The organism is Algoriphagus sp. A40 (genome assembly GCF_002002735.1).
Lineage (GTDB): Bacteria > Bacteroidota > Bacteroidia > Cytophagales > Cyclobacteriaceae > Algoriphagus.
Map to the genome: position 1 here is coordinate 107,874 of NZ_MUNY01000048.1, position 13,568 is coordinate 121,441.

Sequence of the window (13,568 nt, forward strand, 5' to 3'; positions counted from 1 at the left end):
AAGGGTCAGGAAATCAACCTAGAGAGGTGTCCGAGTGGTTGAAGGAGCACGCCTGGAAAGTGTGTATACTCCAAAAGGGTATCGAGAGTTCGAATCTCTTCCTCTCTGCGAAAGCCAGCTTTAGAAATAAGGCTGGCTTTTTCTTTTTAAAAAACAGTCAAAGCGTTGGGTTATTCAGTAAAAAATGGATAAGCTTGGAGATACAAAGAGAATGTTTAAAGTGATTGGTTGAAAAGAGTTCAAAAACTATTTTAAGCATGATTTCAAGAGCGGATAGAAAGAAGTTTTGTTGTTCCATTCATGTAAAAATTGGCCTAAATTCGGTCTAAACAGCGGATTCTTTCAAAAAAGTTAAAAGACCCCATTGTTTTTTGAATTTAAAAAATCATAACTTTAAAACTCGATTTTAATTTGGAAACCATTTAACCTTTATCAAAAGTCTAATTAAAAACACATTATGAGAAAGTTAATCGCTTTGTTCATGCTTGCAGGTATCATGTATGTTCCTGTTTTCGCTAACGCACAAGAAGCCTCTGCTGATACAGCAGCCGCAACCCAAGCAGTAGAAACACCTGCTGCATCTCCAACAGTTGTAGACGATGAGATCGTCGCTGAGGAGCAAAGCTTCCACCAAGTCATCAAAGACAAGTTCATCGAAGGTGATCCTTTGTACATGACCCCGGTATTGCTTTGTTTGATCTTCGGTCTTGCCATCGCTCTTGAGAGAATTGTCACTTTGAACATGGCGACAACCAATACCAAGAAATTGTTGCTTAAGGTAGAAAATGCCTTGGCTTCAGGTGGTATTGAGGCTGCAAAAGATGTGACCAGAAACACCAAAGGTCCAGTTGCATCTATCTTTACCCAAGGCTTGATGAGATATTCAGAAGGCTTGGACATGGTTGAAAAGTCAATTATTTCTTACGGTTCTGTAGAAATGGGTAGATTGGAAAAAGGTCTGATTTGGATCTCTCTTTTCATTGCACTTGCTCCGATGTTGGGTTTCTTCGGTACTGTAGTCGGTATGATTTTCGCCTTCGATACTATTGAGGCTGCTGGTGATATCTCCCCTTCAATCGTAGCAGGTGGTATTAAAATTGCCCTTTTGACAACAGTTGCCGGTTTGATTGCTGCAATGATTCTTCAGTTGTTCTACAATTACTTGGTATCCAAAATTGACTCATTGGTAATCGATATGGAGGATTCTTCCATCTCTTTGGTTGATATCTTGGTTAAGCATAAATTGACTGGAAAGTAATTTCCGTCTCCTTGGATTGCTTAACTAACTAAGACTATAAACCTTAAAAAATATGGATACGTACGATATCATGCTTTATGCCACTTATGCACTTGCCATAATTGGTACCGTTTTGTCGATTGTAATGCCTCTGATTAAGTCTTTGGATGATCCAAAGGGGTTAATGAAGTCTGGAGTAGGGATACTTGGACTTGTGGTGTTGTTTTTCATTTGCTATTCGATTTCCGGGAATGAAGTATCACCTAAGTTTGAAGGCGATCCTTTCAACTTGACACCTTTTATGTCCCAATCAATTGGCGGAATGTTGGTGCTGACTTATGTATTGTCAGTTATTACCCTTTTGTCAATTGTTGTATCAGAACTCTTTAAAGCTGCTAAATAAGATGGCAAAAGGCAAAAATAGAATGAGTAATGAGATTAATGCAGGTTCGATGGCAGATATCGCCTTCCTGTTGTTGATCTTCTTTCTCGTTACCACTACGATTGCTTCAGATAAGGGTATTCTAAATATCCTTCCTCCGAAGCAGGATCCTAACGTGCCCCCGCCAGACATTAAAGTTAACGAAAGAAATATTTTCAATATTTTGATCAATGCTAACGATGATCTGTTGGTAGAAGGGGAGTATAGAAGGACGCCTGAAGGCTTGGATCAGGATATCAAAGATTTTATTTTGAACTTTGGTGCTCCTGATGAAGAAGCTGTAGCCTTGTTTAATTCTCTTCCTGCATCAATTCAGGCCAAAGCATTAAGAAGGCCTGAATCTTCAGATAATCCAGGGGAAGCTGTAATTTCCATTAAAACTAACCGAGGTACCAGTTATGAGTTGTATCTTGAAGTTTTCGATATGGCAAAAAAGGCTTACTTTGAAATTTATGCAGAGCGAGTAGGATTGTCGGCTGATGAATATCGAGCCCTTACCGATGATGATGAAGCTTCAAAAATGCTTCAGGATAAAGGTAAGGCTGGAATCCCAATGGCAATCTCAATTGCTGAACCAGATAAAATAGGAGGAAATTAATATGGCAAAGTTCGTTAAAAAACCAAAACCTTTACCGGCTGTATCTACGGCTTCTCTTCCTGATATCGTTTTCATGCTGTTGTTCTTTTTCATGGTGACAACAGTATTGAGAGAGCAGGATCTTTTGGTAGAGCAGAAAATCCCACAGGCATCTCAGCTTCAAAAGCTTCAGAATAAAACACTGATCTCCTACCTCTTTGTCGGCAAACCCAAAAACACCGGTTTGTACGGTTCTGAACCTAGAATTCAGGCAAACGATGTATTGATCACTGCCCCTGATATAGTTCAATGGGTAAACCAAGAAAGAGATTTACTAGCTGAATCGGATAGAGGCCTTATCACTATTTCTATGAAAGTCGATAAGGATGTGAAGATGGGGCCAGTTTCTGATGTTCAAACTGAACTGAGAAATGCAGATGCCAGACGCGTGCTCTACGCTTCAACCACAAAAGTTAACAGATAAGATTTCAATCTTTATATTTAAAGCCATTCGCACCGCGAATGGCTTTTTTGTTTGATCAAATATGAAACTGAAACTCTCCAATAAAAGTAAAGTCCAGGGTGCTTGGGCCATGTATGACTGGGCAAACTCTGTCTACAGTTTAGTCATCACATCAACCATTTTCCCGGTTTATTATAACAGCGTCACCAAAGGGATCGATGGATCTGACAAAGTTGACTTTTTTGGATGGCAGGTTGTGAATACAGTTTTGTATTCTTATTCCATATCTTTTTCATTTTTGGTAATTGCCATTTTTTCGCCATTGTTATCTGGTATAGCTGACGCCTCCGGCAAAAAGCTTTTCTTCATGAAACTCTTCGCATACTTGGGTTCAATTTCCTGTATTGGATTGTTTTTTTTCGAAGGGGACAATCTTGAATTTGGGATTATATGTAGTGTGATGGCAAGTATAGGGTATGCGGGAAGTATAGTTTTTTACAATGCCTACCTTCCTGAAATCGCGGAAGAACATGAATATGATTTTTTAAGCGCAAGGGGTTTTGCTTTGGGCTATATAGGAAGTGTGATTTTGTTGGTTTTCAATCTCCTGATGATTCAGTTTCCAGAATGGTTTGGAGTTTCTGATGGAAGTTTTGCCGCTCGTTTCTCTTTTTTGATCACTGGTTTATGGTGGGCAGGCTTTTCTCAAATTCCATTTAGAAATCTTCCAAAAAACCCCTACAAAAAAGAGTTTGAAAGAAAATTCCTGCTCAAAGGCTATAAAGAAATCAGGAAGGTTTTTGCTCAGGTTAGAGAAATTCCTGTAATGAAGCGATTTTTGGCTTCTTTTTTCTTCTATTCCATGGGTGTGCAGACTGTCATGTATCTTGCTGCTTCATTTGGAGACAAGGAGCTCGGACTACCCGGAGATCAATTGATTCTGACTGTCCTGATTATTCAATTTGTGGCGATAGGCGGCAGTTATCTCTTTGCCTATGTTTCCAAGATATTCGGGAACAAAAGCAGCTTGATGATCATGGTTCTGATTTGGATAGGGATATGTGGTGCGGCCTATTATGTCTATACGGTTTATGATTTTTATGCACTTGCATTTGTCGTAGGGTTGGTAATGGGGGGAATTCAATCCCTTTCCCGTTCTACTTTTTCCAAGCTAATTCCGGTGGAAACAACCGATCACGCCTCTTTTTTCAGTTTTTATGATGTGACTGAAAAGATGGCTATAGTCATCGGAACCTTCAGCTATGGGGCAATCGAGCAGCTTACCGGTAGCATGCGAAACAGTGCCTTGTCCTTGGGTGTGTTCTTCTTGGTTGGATTGGGATTCTTGCTTTTGGTTACCATTCCCAAAAAGTCAATTTCTCCTCAAATGGTTTGACCATGCTTAAAATTCTGTCAGGCAATCAAGTCAAAGAACTGGACAAAGCCCATATTTTACGGAAAGGAATATCCAGTTGGGATCTGATGGAAAGAGCAGCTTTGTCATTTGTGGCTTGGTGGATGGAAATGGGATTTAATACGGATAGGGCGGTTTTAATTTTTTGTGGTGCAGGAAACAATGGTGGGGATGGATTTGCCATTGCCAGAATATTGCATCATACTGGATTTAGGATTACCGTTTTCAAATGTTTTGATGAATCTGACAGGATCAGTCCGGAATCATTGAAGAATCTTAATCTTTTGCCGGAAAGCATCGAGGTCAAAATGTGGACTGAATTTGATCCTAAATCAGATGGGATCCTGATTGATTCATTTCTTGGAGTTGGTTTCCAAGGTGACTTGAGAGCCAATGCAAAAGCAATAATTCATCAAATCAATTCCTTTAAAGGGCTGGTGGTTTCAGTCGATATCCCTAGTGGATTACCCTCGGATGAGCTTCTAAAAGGTCCTTGTGTCGAAGCGGATTATACCATCACCTTTGCATTTCCGAAACTCTCTCTTCTCTTTCCCGAGCACGCCAATGTGACGGGGGAAATGATTCTTAGGGATATTGGAATTGAGGATGAAGAGTATGATTCTTTCTACAGTCCTTATTTTTTTCTTAGGGAAAAGGATCTAGCGGCATTTCAAAGGAAGTTTCACCGGTTTTCCCATAAGGGGGACTTTGGAAAAATTTTGATCTTGGCCGGGAGTAAGGGTAGGATGGGAGCAGCAATTCTTTCCTGTCGGGCAGCTCTTCGGACTGGCACAGGCTTAGTAACAGCTTTGATCCCGGAAGAGGAGAGGCAGATTCTTCAGGTGGCTGTGCCTGAAGCGATGTGCAGATTTTCCTTGCAAGAAGATTTGTCAGAATTTGACGGGATTGGCGTAGGACCCGGATTTGGACTGGAGGGAAAGGTTGAGGATTTGAAAATTCTCTTTCAAAATTATTCCAAGCCGATAGTCCTCGATGCCGATGCCATAACACTTTTAGGGCAAAATCCTGATTTGATTCCCTTGGTTCCAAAAGGGAGCATTCTGACTCCTCATTTAAAGGAGTTTGACAGACTAATGGGAGAAACTGCCAACCATCTAGAACGCTTGGAAAAGGCCTCTGATTTTTGTCAACAGTGGAAGCTCAACCTTCTGATCAAAGGAGCCAATTCTGTAATTTGTTTAGCTGACGGACGCCAAATTTTCAACTCTTCGGGTACCCAGGATATGGCCACAGCAGGATCCGGGGATGTGTTGACTGGAATGCTTACTTCCTTTCTTGGGCAGGGATATAGTTCCGCACAAGCTATGATTTGCGGTGTTTATCAGCATGGGTTAGCAGGGGAGATTGCGGGGAAGGCAAAGCGGAGAGGAACCATTGCATCAGATATTATTGAAGCGGTCCCTCAGACTTTTGTGAGGCTTGATATTTCCTGAAAAATTGTGGTGATTCAAAACTTAATTTTTACAATGACGGTTTCCTAACCATAGATTTTTCCCATGCAAAAAGAAAAAGCGCTACTCTGGACGCTAGCTGCCATAAATTTCATCCATATCGTCGATTTTATGATCCTCATGCCGCTTGGACCGCAGCTGATGAGAATTTTTGATATCGGTCCGAGCGAATTCAGTCTTTTGGTATCCTCTTATACGTTTAGTGCAGGGATTTCCAGTTTTTTAGGGGCATTTTTTCTTGATCGATTTGACCGAAAAAAGATTCTGATCTGGGTGTATGTCGGATTCACCATTAGTACATTGGGTTGTGCATTGTCCCCGAGTTATGGAGTTCTTTTGGCTGCCCGGGTTCTTTCCGGGATTTTTGGTGGATTGACTTCTGCCTTAATTTTGGCCATTATCGGTGATGTAATTCCAGATGAAAGACGTGGGAGAGCGATGGGTCTGGTAATGGCAGCATTTTCTTTTGCCTCTGTGATGGGGGTTCCGTTAGGCTTGTTTTTGGCAAGCCTTTCCACTTGGCACACTCCATTTTTCATTTTGACCGGTCTGTCTATTTTGAGTTTTGCGATGATTTTTAGATTCATCCCACCGATTCGGGACCATTTGGAAAAGGAAATCAAAAGACCACATCCGCTAAAAGTAATTTCCAGGGTTACGAGCAATAGCAACCAAATGCGCGCAATTGCACTTTCGGTCATGATGATGTTTGGTCAATTTATGATCATTCCATTTTTGAGTCCCTATAATGTCGCCAATGTGGGGTTCACGGAAATGGAACTGACTTATATCTATATCGCAGGTGGAGCGTTTACCATTTTCACTTCGCCATGGGTTGGCAAACTGTCCGATAGGCACGGGAAGCTGAAGATTTTCACCATTTTCATGCTACTCAATCTGATTCCGATTGGAGTCATTACTCACCTGGGAATTACACCGATTCCTTTTGTGTTGATGATTACGACGATGTTTTTCGTGACTTCCAATGGGCGCTATGTGCCAGCCGCTGCAATAATTACCGGTACTGCCAAATCCGAAAACCGGGGAAGTTTTTTGAGTTTCAATTCTGCCGTACAGCAGGTGGCAGCAGGATTGGCTTCTCTTTCAGCCGGGATGATTATAGGAGAAAATGAAGCTGGCCAACTTACGAATTTCCATATAGTTGGCTATCTGGCGATATTTTTCAGCCTACTATGCATTCCCTTGGCAAGAAGGGTGAAAGTGGTGAGTTGATACAAGTTGGCTTTGAACTGAAAATGCCCCCAAAAAGCGGATTGCCAATTGGGGGCATTTTCAATTTTGTAAGCTCGGGGAATATCTGATTTTCCTTAGAATTCTGCGTTTCCTGGAGTTCTCGGGAAAGCAATCACGTCGCGTATATTTCCCATTCCGGTCACAAAAAGCACCATTCGCTCAAAGCCCAATCCGAATCCGGCATGAGGTGTGGCACCAAATCGACGGGTATCCAAATACCACCATAGTTCTTCTTGCGGGATGTGCATTTCCTCCATTCTTTGGGTAAGTCTATCCAGTCTTTCTTCCCGCTGGGATCCACCTACGATTTCACCAATGCCTGGAAAGAGAATATCCATGGCAGCTACGGTTTTGCCGTCTTCATTTTGGCGCATGTAAAAGGCCTTGATCTGCTTTGGATAATCGGTTAGGATCACGGGCTTTTTGAAGTGCTTTTCTACCAAATATCGCTCATGTTCGGATTGAAGATCGGCGCCCCATTCTTCGATGAGGTATTGAAATTTCTTCTTTTTGTTTTGATTGGAATTTCTCAAGATGTCGATCGCTTCGGTATAGGTCAGCCTTACGAATTCATTTTCAACCACAAACTTGAGCTTTTCGATCAATCCAAGCTCGCTTCTTTGATCCGCAGGCTTGGTGTTTTCCTCTTCCAGGGCACGTTGTGCAAGGAAATTGAGATCTTCGGCGCAATTGTCAAGCGCGTATCTGATCACATATTTCAGGAAATCTTCTGCAAGGTTTTGGTTGTCCTCCGCATCATAGAATGCCATTTCAGGCTCAATCATCCAGAATTCGGCTAAATGCCTGGTGGTGTTGGAGTTTTCTGCTCTGAAGGTTGGTCCAAACGTGTAGATCTCCGAAAGCGCCATCGCTGCCAATTCTCCCTCCAACTGACCGGAAACTGTCAGGTTGGTCTCTCGTCCAAAGAAGTCCTGCTTGAAGTCTATTTTGCCATCTTCGGATCTCGGCGGATTTCCAAGTTCAAAAGTAGTCACCTTAAATGTCTCCCCGGCACCTTCCGCATCGGAAGCGGTTACAATCGGCGTATGGATGTAGAAAAAGCCTTTGTCGTTGAAATACTTGTGAACAGCAAACGCCAAAGCATGTCTCACCCTAAACACTGCGCTAAAGGTATTGGTCCGCATTCTCAGGTGAGCAATGTCTCTCAGGAATTCCAAGGAATGTTTTTTGGGCTGAAGCGGGTATTTTTCCGGATCAGCTTCTCCGAGGATTTCAATGCTCTTGGCATTGAGCTCGGAGGTTTGGCCAGCACCCTGTGATTCTACTACAATTCCGGTGATTTTCAGGCAGGCACCTGTGCTGCATTTTTTCAAAATCTCCTCGGAGATCAGATTGGGATCAGCTACTACCTGGTAATTGGTGATAATGGAGCCATCATTGAGTGCGATAAAAGAAACATTTTTATTGCTTCTTTTTGTCCTAACCCAGCCCATCAGCGTGATTTCTTGGCCGATTGGGTTAAGTTCCAAGATGGTCTTGATTTTGACCCGTTTGTTGAATGCCATTGCAGATTATTTATGCTGGAAAAAATGCTTTTCCGGCCATTTTTTAGTGGAATGCAAAAAAACGATTAAATCACCTTTTTATCAAAAAATTGGGTCTTTTTCATAAATTTGACCGAATGGCTTTTTCAGTTGAAGAAGCTTTTTTTAAACCCAACTAGCAGGTTTTAACTGATTTCAATGCAAAAGCTTAATCTTAGTCAATCTCTTTCCCAGAAGCTTTCACCCCAGCAAATCCAGTTTATCAAACTGCTTCAAGTGCCTACAGCCGAACTGGACGCTAGGATAGAGGAAGAATTGGAAATCAATCCGGCCCTGGAAGAAGGAAAAACTGAAGAACCGGAACAAACTCAAGAGGAGGAGTTTGAAGATTCCTACGAAGAAGATCGAGGAAGGGATGAGCATGAGCTCAATCTCGATGATTATCTCGACGACGAATACAGTGGGTATAAAATGCAGGGTGACGGCAATTACAATGCCGACGACGATGACCGTGAAATCCCAATCTCCTCCCAGGCCTCTCTGCATGAACTATTGATTTCCCAGCTCAGCTTCTTAAAACTGGACGAGCGCCAAAAAATTATCGGACAGCAACTTATAGGCAGTATTGAAAATGACGGCTACATCAGACGGGATCTGGAAGCTATCATCAATGATCTTGCATTCAGCCAAAACATCGAGACTGATATCGATGAAATGGAGGAGATCTTACGCAAAATCCAGAATTTTGATCCTGCAGGAATTGCAGCACGAAACCTTCAAGAGTGTCTGATAATCCAACTGGAGCGCAAGGAACATCCCGATGATCCTGTGGTTCAGCATGCCTTATTGATCATTCAGGAATGTTTTGACGAGTTTACCAAAAAGCACTATTCCAAAATTCAAAAGAGACTGGATCTGGATGAAGACCAGATTAAGGATTCCGTCAATCTGATTACCCGCTTGAATCCCAAGCCTGGAGGCACCTCTGATGGATTGGTCCGTACCCAATACATCATCCCTGATTTTATGCTAACCAATGTCGGTGGGAAGTTTGAAATCACACTGAATTCAAGAAATGCACCGGAGCTCCGGATTTCCAGATCGTATGCCGAAATGTTTGACGCCTATGACAAAAGCGACAAAAAGGACAAGAAGCTAAAGGAAACGGTAACTTTTGTCAAGCAGAAACTGGATTCTGCCAAATGGTTTATTGATGCCATAAAACAAAGGCAAAACACGCTTTTGAGGACAATGGAGGCCATTTTAAATTACCAAAAAGAATTTTTTGTAGACGGGGATGAGACAAATCTTCGTCCGATGATTTTGAAGGATATTGCCGAAAAAATCGATATGGACATCTCCACAGTTTCAAGAGTCGCAAATAGCAAGGCAATACAGACGGAGTTTGGCGTCTACCCATTGAAATATTTCTTCTCGGAAGGGATTGCTACAGACAGTGGAGAGGATGTCAGCAATCGGGAAGTGAAATCAGTGCTTCAGGCAATGTGTGATGCCGAGGACAAGAAGCGACCGCTTTCAGACGACAAATTGGTGAAGATGTTGAATAAAAGAGGTTATAATATCGCCAGAAGAACCGTCGCTAAATATCGGGAACAGTTGCAGATTCCAGTGGCAAGATTAAGAAAGGAACTGTAGTGCTGAGGTACTTAGCGTTGATTGTTTCAGTGGTTTTTCAGCCCTTGCTGATGCCTACGCTGGTTTTTGGGTTGCTTTTGTTTGCTGTTCCTCAAGCGACGAGTATTCCGGATGAATTTAAAAACAGGATTTTCTTTTTGATTGTTTTGTCCACTTTGTTAATCCCTATGATTACCATAATTGGGCTTAGACTGAGTGGTGCGGTCAAAAGTCTTCATATGCCTGAAGTAAAAGATCGGCGGGTGCCATTTTTTATTACGACTCTCTATTTTTTAGTGACTACATGGTTTTTGTATCAGAAGCCGGATTTCGACCCCTTGCTATGGTTGGGAATGGCCGTAATTTGTGTTGCCGTGGTCACTCTTACCTTGGTCAGTTTTGTTTGGAAAATGTCCGCCCACATGACTGGATTGGGGGGATTGCTTAGCGTGGTGTTGGTCCTGGGTAATAAATTTCCAACATTCGAAGTGCTTTATCCGCTTTTGGGAGCCTTGGTTCTCTGTGGGATTGTTGCTTCCAGCAGGCTTTATCTGCAGGCTCATCGGCCTTTGGAAGTCTATGTGGGCTGGGTTGTCGGTTTTTTGATATGTTGGATCGGATTCAATTGGATTTGGGCTTAAAAAAAACGACTCGAAATAATCCGAGTCGTTCTGTTTTATTAAGTTCTATTTTTTGTCAAAAGACTGTAACGGCCAATCCGAAATTCACCTGACTGGCTTGGGTTGCATATGGTCCCCTGCCTGCCTGCCACACGTCATTCAGGAAAAAGTTGCCCCAAACATAAAATCCCGGCGAACCTGCTTTGACTGAAACTGCATATCGGACTTTTTCCAGCCCGTAATTCTGTGAATCCTTGATTTTCCGCTTATCAAATGCGGCAGATTCGTATTTGACTTTGGTGTGGGCCTCATAGAGGTATCCAACTTTACCTCCAATACTCACCCTGAAGCTTTTGCTGTAATTGTTTTTGTTGAGATGATACCTGATTTCTATAGGTACCTCAAAGTAATTTGCCGCAAAATTGTTGGTTTTGACAATAATATTTTCTCCATATACATCTGTCACATCCACAAGTTTCGAGGAATTGGCTCCCAGAGATGTGTTTATGAAAAGATTTTCATTATCGTTGAATTCCAGTTTATCTGAACCGACGCCGATTCCAGGGTTCAGCGTAAAGCCGGACCCTTTCCCAAATAGGTTGATAGGGAATTGATAAGAAACATTGAAAGTTCTTGAACCAAAAAAATCTATTCCCAGGTCAGCCGGACGATTTGTCAGCTGATTAAAGCCAAATTCAAAATTCAAATCACTTGGGATATTGGGGCGGCCTCCGATTGGAGTTTTTGGTTTGTTCTCAGAATCCTGTGCCTGCACAAATTGAAAAGCCAAAATTGCGAGTGACAGCGTAAATAATTTTTTCATCAAAAGGAGATTCAATTCATTGGAATGTGGGCAAAAATATAAAATCCCAAAGGATTTACCCCCTTGACGGTCTTAATTATTCTTAAGGTTGAGTAAAGGGTAGAGTGGGAGTTCAAAATTTTCTTAAAGCTGGGTATTTGCATAAAAAATAAATAAAGGTACCTTTGCAAACCCATACGGCTTCGTAGCTCAATTGAATAGAGCACCTGATTACGGCTCAGGAGGTTTCAGGTTTGAATCCTGACGAGGTCACAAAGCTCAACCTTAACGGTTGGGCTTTTTTTGTGCTAAAATTTCGATAAGCAACTCAATTGAATAGAGTGTTTGATTACGGTTAAGGAGGTTTCGGTCCGCTATCGAGAAAAATCCTTACGAGCTTTCATTTCCAGGTTTTTTTAATGATCGGGATTTTTCATTTTACTGCCAAAATTTTTCTAATTGCTTTTTTAGGCTAATTTTAAGCCAAGCCAATTCTCCAAATGCGTCAAGTCTCCTTCCTTTTTGTTTTGTTTTTACTGGCAGCTTGTGAGGAAATTTTCGATGTCAAAGGAATTGAGGGGCCTTGTACCATTCAGATGGTGGATGGTAGTACTATCACGGTAGAGAAGAGCATCGAAATCATTCAAAGTACCGGGACGATTACCTACAAGGATGAAGATGGCAAGCTCTGGTCTATCACGGCAGATGAATACCTGACCTATTCCTGCGGAAATTAATTTTCAGTAGAATCAACTATCAGCACCCAATCGTTACCTCTTCCGGAGCTCGGTGGTAAAAAAGGAGGGTAAGGAGCGTCCTTTCTTGAAAGCGTTTTATTCATTTTAATTTCTACACCTGTCCTTGGGTCAAACCAAGTCAGTTTGAAATTTTTGCCTGCCAATCCACTTATATTGAAATCTATCAACGTGCCTTCAGTGGAGTAGAAAAATGCGTATTTCCCATTTTTATCACGTGTTGAGGCAATTGGGCCATTTTCAACAGAATCATTTACAAGACTTTGATCTGGAATTCTCTCAAAATAAGGCCTGCTCAACATCAGATTCTTCAAATGCTTGACCTGATTAGCGACCTCAAGATCCAGTGATTTATGCCATGGTTTCAAAGGTGCGTTTACCGGTGCTTTATCCAAATCATACATCTGCCAGACAGCATGGCAGCCATAAGTTTGACCGGCTGCACCGGCAAAGACATTCCAATACATGATCCTGCGGATGTCCGCCGCTTCACTATAGCCGTGCTCTTTTGCATTGAAGCAATAGGGATGTTCCTCGTAGAGCGGTTCTCCATCAATGGTCGGCTTGTTAGGGCTTAGTTGGTAGTCATGGCTGATTTTTTTGAAATCATCCAAACCCGGGCAATGTCCTGTTTGATGCATGTTGAAGCTCAGCCATTCTGCCTGATGAAACCAATTGGAGCTTCCGCCCGGCTCGGAAGGCTGCGGGTGAAAAGTGATCAGGATGGGGTTGTCGGGATTTTGGCTGTCCAAAATTCCATGAGCCATCTGATTCCAAACTTCGACATCTTCGGAATTTTCTCTCGGAGTACGGTCTCCTCCCATCACCCAAATCAGGTTTTTTCGGTCTTTGTACCGATTTCCGATCCATTTTCCATAGGAATAGGCAGATTCTGGATTGAAGATCTCAGGCCCAGCTCCCCAAGTGCTTTTGAATAATTTGTCGCCCCAGGTGGGTAAAAGAGCAATGTGGATTCCTCTTTGTGCCGCCAGGTCGATAATCAGATCCACATGTTGGAAATAGGCCTCGTTGAATTTCCAATCTTGTAGGCTTGTAAATGGTAAATCCCCGTTTGCATTTGGCGTGTTGATCCCGTCCAATTCTGCCAAGACTACTGCCTGGACCACATTAAACCCCTGTTCCCTTCTTTTGTCCAGGTACAATATTGCCTCTTTTTCATCCAGTCGGTGAAAAAGCTCCCATGCGGTATCAGCCATCCAGAAAAAAGGCTCTCCCTCGTTGGTCATGAGGAATCTGTTTTCGGGATGAACTTGGATAGGGCCAATGATTTTTTGGGCGAAAAGCCCGAAAACCACGAGAAAACTGCTGAAAATCAAGATCGTTTTTTTCATAAACGGGCAAAAAAAAGGCAGCCCGAAGGCTGCCTTGTGA

At 42.3% G+C, this 13,568-nt stretch carries 13 protein-coding genes and 2 tRNA genes; 12 read left to right on the plus strand and 3 right to left on the minus strand.

What is annotated here, in order from left to right; all coding sequences use genetic code 11:
- Positions 1-20: 20 nt before the first annotated feature.
- From B0E43_RS29660 to B0E43_RS29695, 8 genes are all read left to right on the plus strand, one after another.
- Positions 21-108 (plus strand) — tRNA-Ser (locus B0E43_RS29660).
- Positions 109-457: 349 nt separating this feature from the next.
- A complete protein-coding gene (locus B0E43_RS29665) occupies positions 458-1,258 on the plus strand; it encodes a MotA/TolQ/ExbB proton channel family protein (RefSeq protein WP_077349130.1) in 801 nt (266 codons plus the stop codon).
- Between the two features lie 52 nt (positions 1,259-1,310).
- Positions 1,311-1,640, plus strand: coding sequence for a hypothetical protein (locus B0E43_RS29670; RefSeq protein ID WP_077349133.1), 330 nt, complete (start codon positions 1,311-1,313; stop codon positions 1,638-1,640).
- Between the two features lies 1 nt (position 1,641).
- Positions 1,642-2,277, plus strand: a complete 636-nt coding sequence (locus B0E43_RS29675; RefSeq protein WP_077349135.1) for a biopolymer transporter ExbD — start codon at positions 1,642-1,644, stop codon at positions 2,275-2,277.
- Between the two features lies 1 nt (position 2,278).
- Entirely contained in the window at positions 2,279-2,740 is a 462-nt protein-coding gene (locus B0E43_RS29680; RefSeq protein WP_077349137.1) for a biopolymer transporter ExbD, read from the plus strand.
- Between the two features lie 61 nt (positions 2,741-2,801).
- Positions 2,802-4,115 carry an MFS transporter gene (locus B0E43_RS29685; RefSeq protein WP_077349139.1) on the plus strand — a complete coding sequence of 438 codons (1,314 nt, stop codon included), beginning with the start codon at positions 2,802-2,804 and terminating at the stop codon, positions 4,113-4,115.
- Between the two features lie 2 nt (positions 4,116-4,117).
- Positions 4,118-5,587 carry a bifunctional ADP-dependent NAD(P)H-hydrate dehydratase/NAD(P)H-hydrate epimerase gene (locus B0E43_RS29690; protein ID WP_077349141.1) on the plus strand — a complete coding sequence of 490 codons (1,470 nt, stop codon included), beginning with the start codon at positions 4,118-4,120 and terminating at the stop codon, positions 5,585-5,587.
- 63 nt (positions 5,588-5,650) lie between these two features.
- The gene (locus B0E43_RS29695) at positions 5,651-6,838 is read left to right on the plus strand and encodes an MFS transporter (RefSeq protein ID WP_077349143.1); all 1,188 of its coding nucleotides are present in this window, start codon (positions 5,651-5,653) and stop codon (positions 6,836-6,838) included.
- Positions 6,839-6,933: 95 nt separating this feature from the next.
- Here the strand turns inward: B0E43_RS29695 and asnS are convergent, their stop codons facing one another.
- Positions 6,934-8,385 (minus strand): asparagine--tRNA ligase, encoded by a 1,452-nt coding sequence (gene asnS / locus B0E43_RS29700; protein WP_077349145.1) that lies wholly within the window; start codon positions 8,383-8,385, stop codon positions 6,934-6,936.
- Positions 8,386-8,562: 177 nt separating this feature from the next.
- On the opposite strand from asnS, the gene rpoN reads away from it, so the two are divergent.
- Positions 8,563-10,020 (plus strand): RNA polymerase factor sigma-54, encoded by a 1,458-nt coding sequence (gene rpoN / locus B0E43_RS29705; RefSeq protein ID WP_077349147.1) that lies wholly within the window; start codon positions 8,563-8,565, stop codon positions 10,018-10,020.
- Between the two features lie 50 nt (positions 10,021-10,070).
- Positions 10,071-10,640: a phosphatase PAP2 family protein gene (locus tag B0E43_RS29710; protein WP_254423402.1), complete on the plus strand. Its 570-nt coding sequence runs from the start codon at positions 10,071-10,073 to the stop codon at positions 10,638-10,640.
- A 55-nt stretch (positions 10,641-10,695) separates the two neighbouring features.
- Here B0E43_RS29710 and B0E43_RS29715 read toward each other — a convergent pair whose 3' ends face one another.
- Complete coding sequence (locus B0E43_RS29715) at positions 10,696-11,442, minus strand: outer membrane beta-barrel protein (protein WP_077349151.1); 747 nt, start codon at positions 11,440-11,442, stop codon at positions 10,696-10,698.
- Between the two features lie 178 nt (positions 11,443-11,620).
- On the opposite strand from B0E43_RS29715, the gene B0E43_RS29720 reads away from it, so the two are divergent.
- Together B0E43_RS29720 and B0E43_RS29725 are read left to right on the plus strand one after the other, a co-directional pair.
- A tRNA-Arg gene (locus B0E43_RS29720) sits at positions 11,621-11,694 on the plus strand.
- Between the two features lie 227 nt (positions 11,695-11,921).
- Positions 11,922-12,158 carry a DUF903 domain-containing protein gene (locus B0E43_RS29725; protein WP_077349153.1) on the plus strand — a complete coding sequence of 79 codons (237 nt, stop codon included), beginning with the start codon at positions 11,922-11,924 and terminating at the stop codon, positions 12,156-12,158.
- On the opposite strand, the gene B0E43_RS29730 is transcribed toward B0E43_RS29725, so the two are convergent.
- Entirely contained in the window at positions 12,155-13,528 is a 1,374-nt protein-coding gene (locus tag B0E43_RS29730; protein ID WP_077349155.1) for a glycoside hydrolase family 140 protein, read from the minus strand. The genes B0E43_RS29725 and B0E43_RS29730 overlap by 4 nt on opposite strands.
- Positions 13,529-13,568 lie beyond the last annotated feature (40 nt).